At 69.0% G+C, this 21,329-nt stretch carries 14 protein-coding genes, 1 tRNA gene and 1 pseudogene; 10 read left to right on the top strand and 6 right to left on the bottom strand.

Annotation, left to right across the window (positions count from 1 at the left end):
* The first annotated feature begins 178 nt into the window (after positions 1-178).
* Both AC07U4_RS17325 and AC07U4_RS17320 read left to right on the top strand, forming a co-directional pair.
* On the top strand, positions 179-748 hold the full coding sequence (locus tag AC07U4_RS17325; RefSeq protein ID WP_495196278.1) for a hypothetical protein: 570 nt from the start codon (positions 179-181) through the stop codon (positions 746-748).
* A gap of 100 nt (positions 749-848) precedes the next feature.
* Positions 849-1,506 (top strand): annotated as a pseudogene (locus tag AC07U4_RS17320) (trimeric intracellular cation channel family protein).
* Between the two features lie 333 nt (positions 1,507-1,839).
* Here AC07U4_RS17320 and AC07U4_RS17315 read toward each other — a convergent pair.
* Positions 1,840-2,400 carry a GNAT family N-acetyltransferase gene (locus AC07U4_RS17315; protein WP_495196277.1) on the bottom strand — a complete coding sequence of 187 codons (561 nt, stop codon included), beginning with the start codon at positions 2,398-2,400 and terminating at the stop codon, positions 1,840-1,842.
* A gap of 1 nt (position 2,401) precedes the next feature.
* Positions 2,402-4,288: a signal peptide peptidase SppA gene (gene sppA / locus AC07U4_RS17310; protein ID WP_495196276.1), complete on the bottom strand. Its 1,887-nt coding sequence runs from the start codon at positions 4,286-4,288 to the stop codon at positions 2,402-2,404.
* 470 nt (positions 4,289-4,758) lie between these two features.
* Here sppA and AC07U4_RS17305 point away from each other — a divergent pair, with 470 nt between their 5' ends.
* The 6 genes from AC07U4_RS17305 (at position 4,759) to AC07U4_RS17280 (ending at position 11,180) form a co-directional block, all read left to right on the top strand.
* Entirely contained in the window at positions 4,759-5,775 is a 1,017-nt protein-coding gene (locus AC07U4_RS17305) for a glycosyltransferase family 2 protein (RefSeq protein WP_495196275.1), read from the top strand.
* Between the two features lie 77 nt (positions 5,776-5,852).
* On the top strand, positions 5,853-6,128 hold the full coding sequence (locus AC07U4_RS17300) for a ribbon-helix-helix domain-containing protein (protein WP_495196274.1): 276 nt from the start codon (positions 5,853-5,855) through the stop codon (positions 6,126-6,128).
* Between the two features lie 74 nt (positions 6,129-6,202).
* Complete coding sequence (locus AC07U4_RS17295) at positions 6,203-8,626, top strand: TonB-dependent receptor (RefSeq protein ID WP_495196273.1); 2,424 nt, start codon at positions 6,203-6,205, stop codon at positions 8,624-8,626.
* Entirely contained in the window at positions 8,626-9,321 is a 696-nt protein-coding gene (locus AC07U4_RS17290) for a tetratricopeptide repeat protein (protein WP_495196272.1), read from the top strand. Before AC07U4_RS17295 ends, AC07U4_RS17290 begins: the two co-directional genes overlap by 1 nt.
* Positions 9,315-9,998: a Fe2+-dependent dioxygenase gene (locus tag AC07U4_RS17285; protein WP_495196271.1), complete on the top strand. Its 684-nt coding sequence runs from the start codon at positions 9,315-9,317 to the stop codon at positions 9,996-9,998. The genes AC07U4_RS17290 and AC07U4_RS17285 overlap by 7 nt, the downstream gene beginning before the upstream one ends.
* Positions 9,999-10,118: 120 nt before the next feature.
* Complete coding sequence (locus AC07U4_RS17280; RefSeq protein ID WP_495196270.1) at positions 10,119-11,180, top strand: PepSY-associated TM helix domain-containing protein; 1,062 nt, start codon at positions 10,119-10,121, stop codon at positions 11,178-11,180.
* 154 nt (positions 11,181-11,334) lie between these two features.
* On the opposite strand, the gene AC07U4_RS17275 is transcribed toward AC07U4_RS17280, so the two are convergent.
* A complete protein-coding gene (locus tag AC07U4_RS17275) occupies positions 11,335-15,939 on the bottom strand; it encodes an NAD-glutamate dehydrogenase (protein WP_495196269.1) in 4,605 nt (1,534 codons plus the stop codon).
* Between the two features lie 122 nt (positions 15,940-16,061).
* On the opposite strand from AC07U4_RS17275, the gene AC07U4_RS17270 reads away from it, so the two are divergent.
* Positions 16,062-16,847: a DUF3108 domain-containing protein gene (locus AC07U4_RS17270; protein WP_495196268.1), complete on the top strand. Its 786-nt coding sequence runs from the start codon at positions 16,062-16,064 to the stop codon at positions 16,845-16,847.
* On the opposite strand, the gene AC07U4_RS17265 is transcribed toward AC07U4_RS17270, so the two are convergent.
* Positions 16,844-17,755 carry a PAS domain-containing protein gene (locus AC07U4_RS17265; RefSeq protein ID WP_495196267.1) on the bottom strand — a complete coding sequence of 304 codons (912 nt, stop codon included), beginning with the start codon at positions 17,753-17,755 and terminating at the stop codon, positions 16,844-16,846. The two genes, AC07U4_RS17270 and AC07U4_RS17265, sit on opposite strands and share 4 nt — an antisense overlap.
* A 177-nt stretch (positions 17,756-17,932) precedes the next feature.
* Between AC07U4_RS17265 and AC07U4_RS17260 the strand changes: the two genes are divergently transcribed.
* A tRNA-Thr gene (locus AC07U4_RS17260) sits at positions 17,933-18,008 on the top strand.
* Positions 18,009-18,318: 310 nt separating this feature from the next.
* Here the strand turns inward: AC07U4_RS17260 and AC07U4_RS17255 are convergent.
* Positions 18,319-19,548: a glycoside hydrolase family 27 protein gene (locus AC07U4_RS17255; protein ID WP_495196266.1), complete on the bottom strand. Its 1,230-nt coding sequence runs from the start codon at positions 19,546-19,548 to the stop codon at positions 18,319-18,321.
* A 118-nt stretch (positions 19,549-19,666) separates the two neighbouring features.
* Complete coding sequence (locus AC07U4_RS17250; RefSeq protein ID WP_495196265.1) at positions 19,667-21,193, bottom strand: sialate O-acetylesterase; 1,527 nt, start codon at positions 21,191-21,193, stop codon at positions 19,667-19,669.
* Positions 21,194-21,329 lie beyond the last annotated feature (136 nt).

Raw genomic sequence — 21,329 nt, 5'->3', positions numbered from 1 at the left:
TGACCAGATGGCGGGTAGGCGCCGCAGTTCGTCGTTCGATTACCTCACTTCGGCGCGCGTTAAGAAATAGACCATTTTGAACATGTACCTTGAATGAATGCAGGATGGTGGATCGACATGGGCGGCAGGCCGGCGGCGAACGCGCGACGCGGGAGGCATTGCGACGCGGGTCATCGGGGTGATCGCAGCACTGTCTGCGTCATGGCTGGCGTCGTCCGTCGCAGCCCAGTCGCTGCCGAATGCGGCGGCGGGCGGGGAGGCGCGATGGGCGCTCCAGCCGCTGGCGCTCGGTAGCGGGGTCGAGCACGACGCCCGGCTTACCGGCAACCTGCGGCTGCGCGTCACCACCATCGTCACGGCACCCGGTCCGCGCGAGAAGCGACATCAACGGCTCGGCAATTCGATGCTCGAATTCTACCCGGTCGAGGCGAGCGGCTTTCACCTGTCGGCGGGGACGCGGATGTACGATCCGCGCGCCGGCGAGCAAGGAACCGATCGCGGGCTGGTCGGTGCGCCGCGCCAGCACAACGTGCCCGGCAGCCGCGCCGGTCTGCGGCGGACGCCGACGCTGACGTTCGGCTATACCGGCGCGCTTGCCGATCGCACCCGGATCGGCATCGAGGTCGGCGCGATGATGGGTAGCGCCTATGCCAGCGCGACCGATGCGACGCGTCGGTTGCGCGGCGAGCGCGGCGCGAGCAATCCGGTCAATCCGATGGTGCATCTGGTGGTGGGGCGGCGGTTCTGACGCGGTGCCATCATTTGCGAAGCTCGCGCCCCGGCAGGAACACGGCGGGGATGAGCGACGCAGCCTTTCTCGGCGGTCGCGAACACGGTAGGCGGCGGTGATGTTGCCGCCTTTGCCTGCCGCCGATCTGCTTCCCGCCTTCGCGCCGTGGTTCGACGTCGCCGGGCTGGCGGTGTTCGCCGTCTCGGGCGCCCTCGCGGCAGCGAAGCGCGGGCAGACCGCGGTGACGCTCGCCTTCTTCGCGCTGATCACCGGGGTCGGCGGCGGCACGGTGCGCGACCTGCTGATCGATGCACCGGTGTTCTGGGTCCATGATCCGCGCGCCGACGGTCTGCCTGCTGATGGCGGCGCTGGTCTGGGTGACGCCGGAGCGGTGGTGGAAGGACGGCGCGCTCGCCTGGTTCGATGCGGTCGGCCTTGCCGCTTATGCGGTCTATGGCGCGGCCAAGGCGATCGGCTACGGCGTGCCGCCGGTGCCGGCGGCGTTGATGGGGGTGGTAACCGCCTGCGTCGGCGGCATCATCCGCGACGTGCTCGCGGGCGAGCCGTCGATCCTGATGCGGCCGGAATTGTACGTCACCGCGGCGGCGCTGGCGTCGGCGCTGTACGTGGCGCTGGGGCTGATCGGACTGGCCGGCGCGCCGGCGGCGATCATCGCCGCGGCGGCGGGGTTCGGCCTGCGTGCCTTCGCGATCCGCTTCCGGCTGGCGCTGCCGGCGTATCGCCGCCGCGACGACGATGGGCGCGAGGGCGCCTGATCGAGACCGTGTTGGACGACATGGACAAGATGGACACCTTAACGGAAACGATCCGGGTTTATCGTTTCCGTTCTTGCTGTGATCTCGACGATGGCAAAGAGCGCGAGTCGGATCGGTATCAGCGAGGCGGCGAATAGGACAGGGCGAGACCTCCGCAAAACGGCCCCGTTGCTCCTGCGAACGCAGGAGCAACGGGGTACCGATCGCCGTAAGGCGTTGTTCTGCTTGGCTCTGGGCTCCTGCTTTCGCAGGAGCACTGGGTTGCTCCTCAGGCGATGCGGACTTTCTTGGATGCCTTGCTTCGTCAGGAGACGGCGTGCCGCTTAGACCCGCCTAGCCGCGTACGACGCCGGTATCGGCGAAGCGCTTCGGTTCGGCCGGCGGCGCGGTAGGTTCGGCCAGCGCGCATTGCCAATAGCCGACGTCGATCCACTGGCCGTGCTTGTGGCCGATCGCGCGGAACACGCCGGCACGGCGGAAGCCGACCTGCTCGTGCAACGTGATCGAGGCGCTGTTGGGCAGCGCGATGCGCCCGATCGCCTGGGTGAAGCCCTGCGCACGCAGCGTGTCGATCAATCCCTCGTACAGCAGCCGGCCGACGCCCTGACGCTGTGCGACGTCGGCGACGTAGATCGTCGTCTCCACCGCCCAGCGATAGGCCTCGCGCTCCGAGAAGCGCGTCGCATAGGCATAGCCGAGCACGCCACCGGTCGCCTCGCCGGTGGTCGCGACGATCCACGGATAGAGGCCGGCGGACGACGCCATCCGCGTCCGCATCGTGCGCGTATCGGGCACCTCGGTCTCGAACGACACCGTGCCGGCGAGCACGTGCGGCGCATAGATCGCCGCGACCGCCGCGGCGTCGTCCGGCGTCGCGGGGCGGAGCGCGATCATCTCACAGCCCGACGCGTGCGAGGATCAGGTCGAGCAGCCGCGCGTCCGACGCGGCGGTGTCGCTCGGACCGAGGCCGCCGCATTCGAGGCACCGCGCCTGCACCGACCCCGCGGTGGCGAGCCGCTTGACGTCGCCGAGCGCCTGCGCGAGCAGCCCGCGCCGCTCCGCCGCGATCCGCGCGAAGACGTCGCCGCCCTGCGCCGTCTCGCTCGCGTCGTCGTCGTCCTTGTCGGCGAAGCTGGCGGCGATCTGCGCGGCGAAGCCGGGCGCCTTCTCCAGATATTCGGCATGGACCTTGGCGGGGTCGAGCTTGGCGCGCTTCGCCGCCTCCGCGACCGCGTCCTGCAAGCCGCCGAAGCGATCGACCAGCTTGAGCTGGCGCGCGGTGCCGCCGTCCCAGACGCGGCCCTGCGCGATCTCGTCGACGCGCTGCGGCGTCATCCCGCGCGACTGCGCGACGCGGGCAAGGAACTGGCGATAGCCGTTCTCGATCCCCGCCTGCAGGATGGTGTCGAGCTGCGGCGTGGTGCCGGCATAGACGTCGGGCTGGCCCGACAGCGGCGTCGACTTCACGCCGTCGGCGGTGACGCCGATCTTGGCGAGCGTCTTCTCGAAGGTCGGGATGATGCCGAAGATGCCGATCGAGCCGGTGATCGTCCCCGGCTCGGCGAAGATCACGTCGCCCGGCGTCGACACCCAATAGCCGCCCGACGCGGCGAGCCCGCCCATCGACACGACGACCGGCAGCCCCTTCTTCTTCGCCTCGAGGATGGCGAGCCGGATCCGTTCGGAGGCGAGCACCGAGCCGCCCGGCGAATCGACTCGCACGACCAGCGCCTTGAGGTTCTTCTTGGCGAGGCCGTTGAGGATCAGCTTGGCGATCGTATCGCCATGCGCGCTGCCCGGTCCGCCCTCGCCGTCGACGATGTCGCCGGCGACGGTGATCACGCCGATGTTGTCGCCGGTCTTCGACAGCGGATTGGCGCCGACCCAGGCGTCGTATTTGATCGTGTTGAAGGTGCCGGCCGGCTTGCTGGCGTCGCTGCCGACCAGCGCGGCGACGCGGCGGCCGAAGGCGACGCGGTCGCCGAGCGTGTCGACGAGGTTCGATGCGAGATTGGCCTTGGCGATATCGCCGTTGGCGGCGACGATCATCCGGTCGGGGCTGGCGAGGAACGCGCCGACCTGCGCCTTGGGCCGCGCCTTGGCGATCGCCTCGCGCCACTGGCCGAACAGCGCGCCGAGCAGCTGCTGGCTCGCCTCGCGCGCCTCCGGGCTCTGGTCGGCGCGGGTATAGGGTTCGACGAAGCTCTTAAACTTGCCGACGCGATAGACGTGGGTGTTGACCCCGAGCTTGTCGATGAGGCCCTTGTAATAGAGCTGGCTGCCGCCGGGGCCGGTGAAGATCGTGCCGCCGAGCGGGTTGACCCAGATCTCGCTCGCATTGGCGGCGAGGCGATAGCCGGCGTCGGTGTAAGCGGTGGCGTAGGCGAGCACCGGCTTTTTGGTGTCGCGGAAGCGGCGGATCGCCTCGGCGACCTCGTTGAGCGTCGCCGGATAGCCGCCGCCGAAACGGTCGAGGTCGAGGACGAGCGCCTTGACCCGGTCGTCGGTGCGCGCGGCGTCGATCGCGCGGAGCACGTCGCGGGCGCGATACTGGCGCGGCATCGCCTGGCCGGAGAGCGCGGCGAACGGCGCCTGTTCCTCGGGCTGTTCGACGATCGTGCCGTCGAGGTCGAGCACCAGCGCGCCGGGGACGATCGCCTTCGACCCCGGCCGCGCATTGAGCGCCGCGAACAGCAGACCGAAGAACAACAGCATCGCGATCAGGACCAGACCGTCCTTGATCGCCACCAGCAGCTTCCATGCGCCCCGTACCAGCTTCACGCGTCGCTCCTTCTATTCCCGTGCAGCGCTAGAGCAGCGGCGCGTGCCGCGCAACGGTCCGTATTAGGGCGACAATACAGGGGGCGGCAGCCGTCGCATCATGCGCGCTGGGTTGGATCGATATTTGTCGTCCTAGCGCAATGCCTCCCCCGCGAGGGGCAGGGCTATCGCAAATGGCTACGCTGATGAGGTTCGATCCGTTCGATCATCAGATTCGTCACCCCGGACTCGTTCCGGGGTCCACCGAGCCGCGAGAGAATGGTCAAATTAAGCCTCTCTCCTCGCCGCGGGGTGGACCCCGGAACAAGTCCGGGGTGACGGGGTGGGCTTGGTGTTCGGCGGACTCGCACGAACGATTGGCGATAGCCTTCCTCCAGCGGGGGGGATGCCATCTAAATGCCCGTGCCGCGTCTCCGGTCTCCGGGCCGCGCCTATGATACGAGGACTTCCTAGAGGGATCTGCCGTATCCATGAGCACCATCTTTCCCAACAGCATGGCGAAGCTGCGCGACGACGGGACCGGGGACGGCGTCGACGTCGTCATGCGGACGAAGGACCGGCCGGCGCTGCTCGGGCGGGCGCTGGCGAGCGTGGTGAATCAGTGGCATGCGAACTGGCACCTCTATCTGATCAACGACGGCGGCGAGGCCGCGCCCGTCGACGCGCTGGTGCAGGTCTTCGCCGAGCCGCTCGCCGGACGCATCACCGTCATCCACAATCCCGCCAGCCTGGGGATGAGCGCGGCGGCCAATCTCGGTCTGTCGCGCGGAACGTCGGCGTTCGTCGCGACGCATGACGACGACGATTCCTGGGACCCGGCGTTCCTCGCCACCGGCGCCGCCTTCCTGCTCGCGCCCGAGCAGCGCCGGTTCGGCGCGGTGCTCACCAGGTGGAACCGGGTCGAGGAGCGGTTCGACGGGACCACGGTCGAGATCACCGCCGCCGCGGTGCAGGGCTATGACGGTGCGGTCGTCGACTTCCTTGACGTCCTGCGCACGCCGCAGGTCCCGCCGATCGCGCTGCTGTGGCGGCGCAACGTCGCGGCGAGGGCGGGTTTCCTGAATTCGCATCTGCCCGTGCTCGACGATTGGGACTTCAACCTGCGCGCGCTGCAACTCGCCGACATCGCCCTGCTGCCCGAGCCGCTCGCCAATTATCACGTCCGCGTGTCGGCGGACGCCGGCGACTACGCCAATACGATCACCGACGGGCTGCCGACGCACCTGCGTTACAACACGCTGTACCGCAACAGCCTGTTGCGCGCCTATCTCGACAAGGACCCGGCGCGGATCGGGCTGGTCGCCGCATTGCTCAAGAACGGTGAGCTGGCGCGCCAGCAGATCGAGGCGGTGCAGATCGCCTCGCATCGCGAATTGTCGGGGAACCAGCATCACCTCAACACGCGGCTCGACGGCATCGAGGCGGAGGTGCGCGAGACCAGGGCGCTGCTCGAGAAGATCTGGGGGGCGATCACGCAGACCGCCTGAGCGGGCGGGCGGCGGCTTGCCGCGGCGGCGGTTCGCCGCGATGACGGGCGTTCCACGATATCGGAATCCACCTGCTCATGTCGTCCGCCATCCAGCCGCCGCGGTTCGGGTTCGAAGGTCCGGTGAAACGTTCGATGACGATCGCCGGCCATCAGACCTCGATCAGTCTGGAACCGGCGTTCTGGCAGGCGCTGGAAACGGCGGCGGTCGCGCAGGCGCTGCCGCTGTCGGCGCTGGTCGCGCAGATCGACGTATTGCGCATCGCCGCCGACGAGCCGCCCAATCTGGCGAGCGCAATCCGCAGCTGGCTGTTCGCGCAGGCACAGATCGAGACGGGTGATCACGATCAGTGAGAATGCCACGCAATACCGTTGACAGTGCGAACGACTCTCAATAGCGAGCCCCCAAGAAAAAGCAGGGGGTCTCAATGTCCAAATCGTCCGTTTCGTTCCTGGCCTTGTCGTGCGTCGGCGCGTTCCACACGCTGCCCGCTTATGCCGAGGACGCGACGAAACCGACGCCGACCCCGGTCTCCGACCCCGACCAGCGCCGCGATCCCGACGACATCCTCGTCAATGGCGAGCGTGTCCGGCGCAGCGACGATCCCAAGGCGGTCGCGCCGCTGATCGACACGCCGCGCTCGATCGTGCTGATCCCCAAGGAAGTGATCCAGCAGACCGGATCGATCAGCCTGCAGGACGCGCTGCGCACCGTTCCGGGAATCACCTTCGGCGCGGCGGAGGGCGGCAATCCGCTCGGCGACCGGCCGTTCATCCGCGGCTTCGATACGCAGGGCAGCATCTATGTCGACGGCGTCCGCGACCTCGGCGCGCAGAGCCGCGAAGTGTTCGCCACCGAGACGATCCAGATCGTCCGCGGCTCGGATTCGACGCTCGGCGGGCGCGGCTCGGCGGGCGGTACGATCAACATCATCTCCAAACTGCCGCAGCTCGACGATTTCGGCAGCGTCACCGGCAGCTACGGCAACGCCGACTTCAAGCGCGTCACCGCCGACCTCAACCTCAAGCTCGGCGAGATGGCGGCGTTCCGCATCGAGGGGCTGTGGCACGATCAGGACATCGCCGGCCGCGATGCGCTCTACGCACGTCGCTGGGGCGTGGCGCCGTCGGTGACGCTCGGCCTCGGCACGGCGACGCGGCTGACCGCGAGCTACTATTATCTCGAAAGCCACGAGCTGCCCGATGCGGGCATCCCCTATCTCTATACGATCGGCAATGCGCCGGGGACGGGCACGATCGCGTCGCGGCCGGCGCTCGGCACGATCACGACGCGCGGCGGCCAGACCGGCTATGTCGATCGTTCGGTGTTCTACGGCCTGACCGACCGCGATTTCCGCGACACCAAGACGCATCAGGCGACGCTGCGCGCCGAGCATGATTTCGGCGGCATCACGCTGCGCAATACCGCGCGCTTCACCCACACCGATCAGAATTACATCATGTCGATGCCCGACGACAGCCAGGGCAACGTCTATGGCACGACCGCGACGAACCCGACGACAGGTGCGGCAGGGTTGCGCGGCGACCGGACCAGCGGCGGCTATGTGTGGCGGCGCTCGAACACGCGTTTCGGCTATACCGAGTCAATCATCAACCAGACCGATCTGTACGGCGCGTTCAAGACCGGCAGCATCGAGCATAGCTTCGCCGCGGGGACCGAATTCGCCTGGGAGAAGGCGCGCCGCGGGACCTATGTGCTCGCCAACGGCTCGACCGTGGCGCCGCGCTGCAACAATAGCTCGCTCGCCCGCTACAATTGCACCAGCCTGTTCACGCCTAACCCCAACGATCCCTGGGTGAATTACGCCAGCGATGCTTCGAACGTGACGACGCCGATCGTCCGCGGCGCGCTCGCCGCGCAGACTCAGAACGACGCCAATACGCGTGCGGCCTATGCCTTCGATTCGATCACGCTGTTGCCCGAGCTGATCCTCAACCTCGGTCTGCGCTACGATCGCTTCTCGTCGACGACGCGGCTGCCGGGGGCGACGCAATTCCAGATCAAGCGCACCGACGAACTCTTCAACTGGCAGGCGGGGCTCGTCTTCAAGCCGACGCCGGACACCAGCCTCTATGCGAGCTACGCCACCGCGGCGACGCCGCCCAACAGCCTGCTCGGCGAGGGGCGCGAGGACAATGCGCTGCCCACCACGGCGCAGACCGCCGCGATCGTCGATCTGCTCAAGCCGCAGAAGACCAAATCCTACGAGGTCGGTGCCAAGGCGACCTTGCTCGGCGACAAACTGCTGCTGACCGCGGCGGCGTTCCAGACGCAGATCGACAACGCGCGCGTCACCGGGCCGAATAATACCGTCGAGTTCATCGGTGAATCGCGCATCCGTGGTATCGAGCTGGGCGCGACGGGGACGATCCTGCCGGGCTGGACGGTGTTCGGCGGCTATACGCACCTCGACCCCAAGGTGATCGACGGTGGCTCGACGATCCTCGGCGGTGTTCCGGTCCCCTCGGTCAACACCGGCCGGCAGATGCCGCAGACGACGCGCAACAGCTTCACCGCGACGACCAACGTCACCTTGTGGGACCGGCTCGAGGTCGGCGGCACCGCCATCTATATGGGCAAGCAGATCGCCGGCTATTCGGACGATCGCAGCGCGACGCAGCTCGTCGCCACCAAGCTGCTCGTCCGTCAGGCGCCGGCCTATTGGCGCTTCGACGCGCGCGCGAGCGTCAAGCTGACGCCCAACGTCGATCTCAGCGTCAATGCGCAGAATTTGACCGACAAGGTCTATTACAGCCAGCTCTACACCACCCATTTCGCGCAGGTCGCGGCGGGGCGGACGGTGTTCGGCACGGTCGCCGTGCGCTTCTGATGGCGGCGGTGGCGCTCGCCGCGGACGAGGCCGCGCTGGTGCGGCGTGCGGCCGAGGCGGGGCTGCCCGACGCGCAGGCGATGTTCGGGCAGATGCTGCTCGACGGCAATGGCGTCGCGGCGGACCCCGCCGCGGCGCTCGGCTGGTTCGTCAAGGCGGCGGCGCAACAGCATCTGATGGCGCTCAACATGGTCGGGCGCTGCTACGACCTCGGCTGGGGGACCGCGGTCGACAAGGCGCGCGCGGCGGAATGCTATCGCGTCGCCGCGGAACGCGGGCTCGACTGGGCGATGTATAATTATGCGACGCTGCTCGCGCTCGGCGAGGGCGTTGCGGAGGACAAGGCGGCGGCGCTCGACTGGCTCGAACGGGCGGCGGCGCTGGGCAATGTGAAGGCGATGAATTTCGTCGGCAGCTTCGCCGAGGACGGCTGGGTCGCCCCGCGCGATATGGCGAAGGCGGCGCGCTGCTACGAACGTGCCGCGGCGGGCGGCGATTTCCGCGGCTGTTTCAACCATGCGCGAATGCTGGCAGACACCGGGCGGATGGATGAAGCCTTACACTGGATCGGCCGCGCCGGCGCGCTCGGCAATGTGCGCTTCGTCGCGCAGGTGCGCGACTGGCTCGCCGCCTGCCCGCATGCCGCGTTGCGCAGCCGCGGCCCGGCGGCGCTGGCGGGGACGCGCGCATGCTGATCGCGATCCCCGACCTGCTCGATGCGGCGGCGGTGGCGACGCTGCGCGGGACGATCGATGCGGCGGACTGGACCGATGGCAATGCCACCTCGGGCCACCAGTCCGCGCTGGCGAAGCGTAACGAGCAACTGCCCGAGGATAGCGCGGCGGCGCGGGCAGGGGGCGCGATGGTGCTCGACGCGCTCGCCGCGTCGCCGCTGTTCGTCGCGGCGGCGCTGCCGCTCAAGGTGTTTCCGCCGCTGTTCAACCGCTACGGGCCGGGCGCGACCTTCGGCACGCATGTCGACAGTGCGATCCGCATCCGCCGCGGCAGCGACTTCCGCATCCGCTCCGATCTGTCGGCGACGCTGTTCCTCAGCGACCCCGCCGATTACGACGGCGGCGAACTGGTGATCGAGGACCAGTTCGGCACGCAGACCGTCAAGCTGCCCGCGGGCCATATGGTCCTCTATCCCGCGTCCAGCCTGCATCGCGTGACGCCGGTGACGCGCGGGGTGCGCGTCGCGTCCTTCTTCTGGATCCAGTCGATGGTCCGCGACGACGGCGCGCGGCGGATGCTGTTCGAGTTAGACGAGGGCGTGCAGGCGGCGACCGCGGCGATGAGCGCGGATGCGCCGGCCGTGGTCAAGCTGACCGGCGTGTACCACAACCTGCTCCGCCGCTGGGCGGAGGTGTAGGGGCGCGCTCCCCCAAGTCCGTCAGTTCCACCTTCGCAGGGGGCGGACCGATCTGGGGGCTCCCCGATTGACCTCCCCCCGGCACGCATGCGACGCCGCGCCAATGGGTTGGAGCGAGCGATGACGAAACTGGCGTGGCGCAGGACGTGGTTCCAGATCCACAAGTGGATCGGCCTGTTGCTGGCGATCCTCGTCATCCCGCTGTCGCTGTCCGGCGCAGCGCTCGTCTGGCACGACGCGCTCGACCGGATCGTCCATCCCGCGCGCTATCAGATCAGCGGCGTCACGCTGCGGACGCCCGAGACCTATGCCGCCGCGGCGCAGGCGGTGCTCAAGCCCGGCGAGCGGATCGCGCAGATCACCATGCCGGATGGGAGGGGGCCGGTCACGGTCGCCGCCGCGCCCGCCACTGTAGATCCCGACCGCCGCGGGCCGCCGCCGCGCATGATGATCTACCTCGACCCGCCGGCCGCGCGCGTGCTCGATGTCGCCGAGCGCAACGCCGGGCTGGTGCGCTTCCTGCACGTGCTGCACGGCAGCTTGCAGGTGCCGGGGATCGGGCGGACGATCGTCGGTTGGATCGGCGTGGCGATGATGGTGTCGAGTTTCACCGGGCTGTGGCTGTGGTGGCCGACGGTGGGCGCCTTCACCAAGGGGCTGCGCTGGCGGCGGCATCGCAACACCGACACCAATATCCATCATATGGCAGGCTTCTGGATCGCCTTGCCGCTGTTCGTGCTGTCGCTGACCGGCGCGTGGATCAGCTTCCCGGCGGTGTTCGGCGGCCAGCGCGCGCCGGATCGCGGCGCGCAGCGGGCGGTGCCGCTCGCCGAGCCGGGGCAGCCGCTCGATCTGGTCGTCGCGCGCGCGGCGAGCGTGCGGCGCGGCGCGCTCCGCAGCATCGCCTGGCCGACCAGCGCGACCGCGGACTGGACGGTGACCTATGCCGGCGGCCATGTCGTCAAGGTGGCGGACGACAATGGCGTCGCGGTGGCGGCGCCGGCGCGGCGGCCGGGCGGCCTGGCGCTGACGATGCGCCGCATCCACGACGGCGAGGGGATGGGGATCGTCTGGCAGATCGTGATCTTCCTCGGCGGCATCGCGCCGGCGGTGCTCGCGGTGACGGGCGTGATCATGTGGTGGCGCGCGCGCGAATGGCGGGCGAAGGTGCGGCGTTCCTAAATTCCTCCCCGGCACGGGGAGGGGGACCAGCGAAGCGGTGACGGAGGGGGAGGACAGGGTGGGAGTTCTATTAAGAGCGCCCGTGTCCTCCCCCTCCACCACTCGGCTGACGCCGAGCGGTCCCCCTCCCCCTGGCGGGGGAGGAATTGGTCGTCTACCGCCCCAGTAGTACCCGTGCCTGACCGGCGATCTGCGCGAGCATCGCCGCATTGGGTTGCGCCGCGTGGCGGGCGCGGTCGATCACTGCCTTGAACTGGCCGACGCGCGCCGCATTCGCCGCGAGCCAGTCGTTCACCGCACCGCGCGGATCCGCGCCGCCGCTGCGCGCGAGGAATTCCAGCCGCTGCTGCTGGAACTCGCGCGACAGGCCGGCGAGCAGCAGCCGCTCCCACGGGTCGCTCGACACGATCCGTGCCGCGCTCGCCTGCGCCCAGTCGAGCCCCAGCGCCTGACCGAGATGGGTGAACGCCCGCGTCAGCTCGATCTCGTCGAGGCCGAGCCGCTCGCCGAGCGCCGCCAGCCCGACCGCGCCGTCGAGGTCGAACAGCCGCACGACGCGCCGCGCCAGATCGGCGGGCGCGCCCGCCGCCTCGAGCTGCGCGGCGATGCGCGCACTCTGCGCGCTCGCCTCTTCGAGCAGCAGCGACGCGGTCTGGCGTTCGAGCTGGGCGATGCCGGTGCCGAGCCGGTCGAGCACCGCCCCCGGCAACGTCCCCGGCGCCGCGGCGCGCAAGAGGTCGGCGATATGCGAGCGCGTCGCCACCGCCACCTCGTTGAACAGCGCTATACGTGCGCCTTCCGAAATGTCGGCGTGCTCGATCTCCGCCCACAGCGCATCGAGGCCGAATAGCCGCTCGGCGACGACGAACATCGCCGCGATATCGGCGACCGTGGCGCCTTCCTCCTCGGCCAGCTCGAACGGGAACAGGATGCCAAGCCGGTTGACGATGCGGTTGGCGAGCTTGGTCGCGACGATCTGCGCGCGCAGCCGGTGGTCGTCGATCGCCTGCGCATAATCGCGCCGCATCGCCGCCGGGAAGGCGGCGTGGAGATCGGGCCTGAGCTCGTCGGCCATCGCCAGCGGCGCATGTTCGATGCCGTCCTGCAGCGCCAGCTTGGCGGTGGCGAGCAGCACCGCCAGTTCGGGACGGGTCAGGCCATGGCCTTCCTGCCCGCGACGCAGCAGATCCTCGTTGCCCGGCAGCCCCTCGACCGCGCGGTCGAGCCGCCCGCTGCCCTCGAAGATCTCGATGACGCGGACATAGCTGGGGATCGCCGCCGCGCCGTCCGCCTCGGCGATCGACAGCGCCAGCGTCTGCAGGCGGTTGTCCTCGAGCACCAGATGCGCGACGTCGTCGGTCATGCTGGCGAGCAGCGCGTTGCGCTCCTCGAAGCCGAGCCGGCCCTCGTTCATCTCGCGGTTGAGCGCGATCTTGATGTTGACCTCGTTATCCGAACAATCGACGCCTGCCGAATTGTCGATGAAGTCGGTGTTGATCCGCCCGCCCCGGGTCGAGAAAGCGATGCGCGCCGCCTGCGTCACGCCGAGATTGGCGCCTTCGCCGATCGCGGTGACGCGCAATTCCTCGGCATTGACGCGCAGACGGTCGTTGGCGGGATCGCCGACCGCGACGTTGTTCTCCGCCGCCGCCTTCACATAGGTGCCGATGCCGCCGAACCAGAGCAGGTCGGCGGGCGCCTTGAGGATCGCCGAGATCAGCGCGGCGGGATCGAGCTGCGTCGCAGTGATGCCGAGCGCGGCCTGCGCCTGCGGCGACAGCTTGATGACCTTCTCGCTGCGCGCCCAGACGCCGCCGCCCTCGCTGATGAGGCCGGCGTCATAATCCGCCCAGCTCGACCGCGGCAGCGCGAACATGCGCGCGCGCTCGTCCCAGCTCGCCGCCGGGTCCGGATCGGGATCGATGAAGATATGGCGGTGATCGAACGCCGCGACGATCTTCAGCGTCTTGGACAGCAGCATGCCGTTGCCGAAGACGTCGCCCGACATGTCGCCGCAGCCGACGACGGTGATCGGCTGCGTCTGCACGTCCAGCCCGCGCTCCGCAAAGTGGCGCTGCACCGACACCCAGGCACCCTTGGCGGTGATGCCCATCGCCTTATGGTCGTAACCGACGCTGCCGCCGCTGGCGAAGGCGTCGCCCAGCCAGAAGTCGCGCTCCAGCGCCAGCGCATTGGCGACGTCGCTGAACGTCGCGGTGCCCTTGTCGGCGGCGACGACGAAATAGGGGTCCTCGCCGTCGAGCACCTGCACGCCCTCGGGATGGACGACGCGGCCCTCGACGATATTGTCGGTGATCGACAGCAAGGAGCGGATGAAGATCCGGTAGCTCTCGGTCCCCTCCGCCAGCCAGGCGTCGCGATCGACCGCGGGCGAGGGGAGCTGCTTGGGGTAGAAGCCACCCTTGGCGCCGGTCGGCACGATCACCGCATTCTTGACGCGCTGCGCCTTCATCAGCCCGAGGATCTCGGTGCGGAAATCGTCGCGCCGGTCCGACCAGCGCAGGCCGCCACGTGCGACCGGGCCGGCGCGCAGATGGATGCCCTCGACGCGCGGCGAATAGACCCAGACCTCGCGCCACGGCACCGGTGCCGGCAGGCCGGGGATGAGATGGCTGTCGAGCTTGAACGCCAGCGCTTCCGCCGCGGCGGGGGCGAAGGCATTGGTGCGCAGGCAGGCGGCGATCAAATTGCGATAGGCGCGCAGGATGCGGTCGTCGTCGATCGCCGACACCGCGTCGAGGCCGCGTTCGATCGCCGCGTCGCAGGCCGCCACGTCGCCCGGCTGCGCGGGGTCGTGCGCCGCTTTGAAGCGCGCAATCAGCGCCTTGGTCAGCTTCGGCGCGCGACGCAGCGCATCGACCACCGTGGTCAGGCCATAGGGCAGGCCCGCCTGGCGCAGATAGCGGAACCAGGCGCGCAACAGCACCACCGATCGCGGCGACAGGCCGACGTCGACGATCAGCCGGTTGAACGCGTCATTCTCCGCCGCGCCCTCCAGCGCCGCAGCGATCGCGCCTTCCAGCACCGCCGCGTCGTCCGCATCGTCATTGGCGTCGGTCTCGACGACGAAATCGTGGACGAAGGTATTGGCATCCTCGCGCAGCCGCGTCGGCAGTTCGCCGATCACGCGGAAGCCGAAATTCTCCAGCACCGGCACCGCGTCCGACAGCGCCAGCGCGCCGCCGAGCTTGTAGATCTTGAGCTGGCGATCCTCGCCCGGCACCGTCGGGAAGATGCGCACCGACCGCGCATCGGGATCGTCGAGCGTCGCGACGCGCAGGATGTCGGCGGCGGCTTCGGCGGGGCTGCTGACGTTGCGGTAATTGGGCGGGAAGGCGTTGGCCCAGCGCAGCGCGAGCCGCGCCGCGCGCGCCGCCGGCACGCGCTCGGCGAGCGCCGCCTCGACGTCCGATACCCAGCCGCGCACCATCCGGCGCAGCCGCTCGGCGAGCGGTTCGGTCTCGGGCATGCGGCCGTCGCCACGCAGGTCGATCGTATAGCGCAGCAAGGCGACGACGCCGTCGTCGAGACTGATCGACCAATTGAGCACGCTGCCGTTCGACGCCTCGGTCAGCATCTGTGCGATCTGCACGCGGCGCGCGGTGGTGAGGTCGTCGCGCGGCAGCCAGGCGAAGGCGAACAGATGCCGCCCGAGCGCCGAGCGCACCAGCACCAGCGCCGGCCGCGGCCGGTCGGCGAGGCTCATTGCGGTCAGCACCACCTCCTCGAGCGCCGGCGCGGGGAAGGCGACGACGAGATCGTGGGGCAGGGCGGTCAGCGCATGGGTCAGCGCCTTGCCGGCATGGCCCTTGGGATCGAAGCCGAACTTCGCCTCGAGCGCCGACAGGCGCGCGCGCAGCACCGGCACGTCGCGCGGGCGGACGCTGAGCGCGGCGCTGGTCCACAGGCCGGCGTGGATCGAGAGGCCGGCCACGGTGCTCCCGTCCATCACCGGCACGATGACGAGATCGAGCGGCACGGCGCGATGCACGGTCGAGATCAGGCTCGACTTGAGCAGCAGCGGCGCCTCGTTGCCCTCCTCGAACCATTGGATCGCGAGGCTGCGGCTCGCCTCGGCGAGCACCGGCGTCTGATGCGGGTTGCGTGCGAGGCCGAGCGCCTCGCCGGCGCTGCCGTCGCGTCGCCAGATCTGGTGGCCGAGCAAGGTGAACTGGCCGTCGAGGAACCATTGCAGCAGCGCCGCGCCCTCGCCCTGCGGCAGCGCCGCCTCGTCGCGCGCCATCGCCCGCTGCAGCAACGGCCAGTCGGTCACCGCGGCGCGCACGTCGGCCAGCACCGCGGTCAGTTCCTCGATCAGTCCGCGCCGGTCGCGCGCATCAGCGCGTTCCAGCTCGATATAGATCATCGATTCGGGCGCGCCGGCACCGCCGATGTCGGTCATCGTGCCGTCGGCGTCGCGCGTCACGCGGACGACGGGGTGGATGACGCGATCGATGTCGAGGTCCAGCTCGCCGATCGCGGCGGCGATCGAATCGACCAGAAAGGGCATGTCGTCGTTGACGATCGCGAGCCGCATTCGTCGCCGGACGTCGTCGGAGGCGATCGGTTCGAGCGCGACGGCGGGCTTGCCCGATTCGCGCTTGGCGGCGGTTTGCGCGACGAACGCGGCGGCGGCGGCGCGTTCGGCATCGCCGAAGCCCGTCAGCTCTCCCGGTAGCGCGCCCTTGGTCAGCCGGGCGGCGAGCGCCTCGGCCATGCTCTGGTTCTGGTCGGCCATGCGTCGCCTATGCTCCTGCAATCCAAGGACCTCAAGGCTTGCCGCAGTGCGAAAATAACGCGTGCGAGCAACTTTATGTGTGGTAGCTTTATAGAACACCAGAGAGGTGGAGGGGGTGCTTGATGAAAACGCCGACGATGCTGTGCTGTGCGGCCGCGATCCTCGCTGCGCCCGCGATGGCGAAGGAGACTGGCAGGGACGTCGAGGTAAGGGTCGGTGCGCCGCTCGCGCGCGCGGCGTTGCTCAAGCCGGGGACGCAGCGTTACCTGCGCTATGTCGTCAAGGACGGCCACCGCACCGCGATCGACATCTGGTCGCGGACGGTCAGCTTCGAGACGCGCGACGGGCGCCGGCTGGTCCGCGTTGCGCAACTCTGGGACGGGGCGGGACCGAACGGTAGCGTCCGCCGCGAGGACAGCCTGATGGAGGCGGGGACGATGCGCCCGATCGAACAGGTCCGCACCACCGTGCGTGACGGCGTGACGAAGACCGCCGCCTATCGCTTCGACGGCGCGCGCGTGACGGGGATCGCCGATCGCGCCGGCAACGACGCCAGGGACTTCGCGATCGCGGGCAGCGAGCCGCTGTTCAATTTCGTGCCCGACAGCGAATGGTTCCAGCAACTGCCGATGGCGGCGGGGACCAGCTTCGTCGCCAGCCTCTACGATCCCGGATCGGGCAAGCCCGATCGCTATCGCTTCACCATCGCCGGTGCGGCGCGGATCGACGGCCCCGACGGCAAGCCGGTCGACTGCTGGCTGATGACCACCGACTATAACGCGCCCGAGCACGGACTGACGCGGATGTGGTTCGCCAAGCGCACGCAGGTGATGATCCGGCAGGAGGGCGATGCCGGCCCGCGCGGCCATTTCGTCAAGACGTTGCTGCCGCCCGAAGCGGGCGACTAGGCGTCGGGCAGGCGGGCGATGCCGTCGATCGCGTCGTTGCCCGCGACGCGCTTGATGACGTCGAGCGTGCCGTCGGCGCGGGCGCGGGCGAGCAGCACGACGAATTCGTCCGCCTCCGCATCGATGGCGACGGTGCCGATCGCCGGCAGCGTGCGCCATGCCGCCATCGCGCCGGCGCGGGCCGTGGTGGCATCGTCGGGGAAGGGGGCGAAGGGGGCGGGGGGCAGGTGCACCATCTCCAGTCCGCTGCTCGGACCGTCCGCCCAGATCGGCGTGGCGACCGGCGCGCGCGGTGCGGCGCGGACCGCGGCGTCGAGTTCGGCGTCGAGCGTCGCCTGCGTCGCGTCGTCGACCATCTCCTTCCAGTTGATCACGCCGTAGATGAAGTCGATCGCCTCGCCGTCGGACGAGAACGGCATCAAGATGCCGCGATACAGCGTGGTGCGGCCGCGGATGCCGACGAACTCGGCCTCGAAGCCGATCGGCGCGCGATTCGCGATGATCTGCAGATAATGGTCGGTCAGCCGCGACAGCAGCGAACGGCCCGGCACGTCGGCGATGCGGACGATGTCGCTCTCCAGCCCGCATTCCCGGCGCAGCCGCTCGCCGAGGAAGGCGATCGTGGGGTCGTCGATCCCGCCGGTGAAGTCGATGAGGACGCTGTGCGGCCCAAAGTCGATATGCGCCGGATCGAGATCGCCGATCTCCGGATAGGGGCGTCCCCTCAGCAAGGAAACCCAATGATTATAGGCGCGTACGTGCATGCGCCGCTCGTCGCCGCCAAGCTCGAACATCGCATCCCCGACGCCGCCCTCATCGACGTCTGGCTCGCCGGCCCCGTCGAGGGCTCCGCCGATCGCCCCGTCGATGTCCAGCCGCTCGTCCTCGAAGCCGCGCGCGATACCCATGCCCAAACCCTTCATCCACCGGGCCGCACGACCCTGGTCCGGACCGCTTGTGCACGCTCCGTGGTAAACGGGTCGTAAAGCCGGCAAAGCGAAGATGCGGCGTGCTTGGGCGCTTGTCAGCGGCAATCCGACCTGTTAGGCGCACCCCCGAACGGCGTTACACCCGTATCACCCCGTGCCGCTTTAGCTCAGCTGGTAGAGCATCGCATTCGTAATGCGGGGGTCACAGGTTCGAGTCCTGTAAGCGGCACCATTTCCTATCTGGATGATTTTCGGAAACGGCAGAGACCTGCGGTGGTCCTGGCGCTTTTTGACGTCTGAACGCTGGTCGACCGTCACGGCGGCTTATGCAAGGCAGGTCGCGCTGCCCGGCGGACGGCGCCGCTCCCCCCTATGGTGCGTGGCGGCGATCCGACGCGTGACACGATCGAAGCGTTCACGCCGTGGCATTGCCATTTATATTGAGCGTCGTCCCAATGACGTAATTTGCGTCCGGTCTTGCATCGACCACACACGCGCAATCCCCTGAAGCCTGTCCAACACTGGCGATTAGCGCTTCGCTATCAGCGGTTTAGCCTGAGCATGACGACGCCGTGAGGGGCGACTTGCGCGGCGTAACGGTTCGTGTGCCTGCCAACGTCCTTTTGCATCCAGAGATCGCGTACCTGCATCCGCACCGATGCGGGCAATCCCAGCATCGTCCAGTCGGCGGCGATCGTCGCGGGCGTTTCGCCGCGGTTGAACAGCAAGATCGCCCGGCCCCCGTCCGCCATGGGCTTGGACCAGACTTCGCGGTCACCGTCTTTCCACACGCGGTGGCCCTGAACACCCGCTGCGTCCTGATCGACCGCGATGACGTCGGCGTTGAGCAGGATTGCGCGTGTCGGCTGGTCCATGTGGACGACGTCGTTGCCCGCGATCAGCGGCGCGGCCATCATCGCCCAGAGCGCGAAATGCGCGCGATATTCGATGTCGGTCATGCCGCCGTTGCCGACTTCCAGCATGTCGGGGTCGTTCCAATGGCCCGGCCCGGCATACGGCCACAGCGGCTCATTCATGTCGGCGATCGACGCCACGCCCCAGCTATAGCCGTGATGGCCGGTCCATTTGTCCGTGATGTCGCCGGCCGTCCGCCACATGTTGCCGATCTTGGACGCCCACAGCCACGGCCTGGAATTGCCCCATTCGCAGATCGAGAACAGGATGTCGCGACCCGAAGCGCGGAGCGCGTCCGCCATCAGGGCATAGGCTTCCTCGGCGTTGCGAACGCCCGTCGAGCACCAGTCGTATTTGAGATAGTCGACGCCCCAGCGCGCATATTGCAGCGCGTCCTGATATTCGTGCCCCTGGCTGCCGGGGCGGCCACCGCACGTCTTCGTGCCGGCATCCGAGTAGATGCCGAACTTCAGCCCTTTGGCATGAACGTAATCCGACAGCGCCTTCATCCCGCTCGGGAAGCGCGCCTTGTCCTCGGTGATGAAACCGTTCGCATCGCGCGTGCCGTGCCAGCAGTCGTCGATGACGACGTAGCGATATCCCGCCGCCTTCATGCCGTTGGACGCGATCGCGTCGGCGGTGGCGCGGATGGTCGCCTCGTCGACCTTGCAGGCGAACTTGTTCCAGCTGTTCCAGCCCATCGGCGGCGTCGGCGCGAGGCCGTTCGCGACCCGCTTCGGGTCCTTCGACGGCGCCAATGTGTTCGGGTCGAGATCCAGCACCTCTTGCGCCGACGACGGGGTGGCGGCCTGCACCAGCACGGCAGCCATGACCTGGAACAACGTCTTTCTGAGCACGGCTGACCTTCCATTCTCATGTGATTGCATGTGCGTCGTCGGTCCGCGCATCGCCGGTCGTCGCCCCGCGGCGCCCCGGCCGGGCGCCGATATGACGAGGGATCGCGCGGTGATGCGCTCAGGGATAGGCGACATGCCCCTGGATGCGCTCCTCGGACGTGAAGGTCGACATCGGCAGGCCTGCGGCATTGTAGAGGTTGACGGGCACGACATTGGCCCAATTGTAGCGCACGTAGCGGGGCTGCTGGACCGGCCCGGTGACCATCACCGTGTCGCCTTCGATCCGCGCGGTCGCCGCGACGAAGGTCCGGTTCGCGCCGGCGATCTCGAAACCGCTCACCGGTGCGCCGCGGCTGGTCAATCCGGCGCCATGGTCGAACCAGATGCGCATCCCGCCCGGCTCGCCGGTCGCCTGGCGGAACAACGGGCCTTCATAGGCGACGCGTTCCCCATAAGCGACGTTGCGTGCGGCGAGCGCGAGCCGGGCGGCGACGGTCTGCTTGTCGCCCGGGTGCACGTTGCCGGGATCGCCGACGTCGGTGGTCACCGCCATCGCGGTGTCGACCAATTCCAGCGCACGGCGTTGCGCGTCGCGCACCAGGCCCCACTCCTCGGCGGGCGAATCGAACGACGAAATCTGTGCGTAGAGGAAGGGGAACGAGCCTTGCGCGAAATTGTGTCGCCAGTCGCCGATCAGGCCGCGGAACAGGTCGGCGTAATAAGGCGCGCGCGCAACGTTGCTGTTGGTCTCGCCCTGATACCAGATTACGCCCTTGATGCCGTAGCCGGTGAACGGTGCGACCATCGCGTTGTAGAGCGCCGACGGCCGGTATGCCTCCTCCGGCGGGTGCCAGGGATGGGTCGGCGGCGTGCCGCCGGTGGCGCGGATGGCGGCGTCCTCCCGCGCTTCGGCGGCGAGGGCGAGGTCGGCATCGGTCTGGTCCTGCTGGAAACGCGCGCGCGCATCGATCGCGGGGGCGAGCGCCGCGTTGGTCGCGAAGGCGTCGGTCGATACCCAGCTGTCGGCGGGCGTTCCGCCCCAGGTCGAATCGATCACGCCGACCGTCACGTGCTCGCGTGCCGCGATCTCGCGCGCGAAGAAATAGCCGATCGCCGAGAAGTCGGTCGCCGTCGCCGGCGTGGTGGCCGTCCACGTCGCGTCGATGTCGCGCAGCGGGACGGTGCTGGCCTTGTGTGCGACGTGGAGGAGCCGGACGCGCGGGTTCGTCGCGGCGGCGATCTCGGCCGCGGCGTTCTTCAACGGCGCCCCGTCGAAGCCCTTGAGCGGGAACTCCATGTTGGATTGGCCCGAGGCGAACCAGACGTCCCCCAGCATGATGTCCTGGACCCGCACCGCGCCCTCGGTCGCGCCGCCGTCGACGGAGAGGACATACGGCCCGCCCGCCGCAGCGGGCTTCAGCCACACCTCCCACCGGCCGAGCCGGTCTGCGACCGCCGTCGCGCGCTGGTCGTGCAAGGCGACGGCGACGGTCGCCCCCGCCGTGGCCCAACCCCAGATATGCAGCGGCCGATCGCGTTGCAGCACGGCATGGTCGCTGAACAGGTGCGGCAGCCTGAGCTGCGCGGCGGCTGGCGACGCCGTGACGGCGGCGAGCATGGCGGTGGCGAGCAGGCGTATCATCATAGGTCTCTCCGGGCGTCCCGGCCTGACGGTCGCGCCGGATATCGGCGCAGCCTATCAGCATGCGGGCAACGGGCTAGTGGGATTGCGAAACGCCGCATCGACCGGCGGTTCGCAACGACCCTGGCGAGCGCGTCCC

It is taken from the genome of Sphingomonas sp. GW821-FHT02B09, from assembly GCF_059421875.1.
Note: the sequence above shows the minus strand (reverse complement) of the source record. Positions and strands in the feature narration are given on the sequence as shown.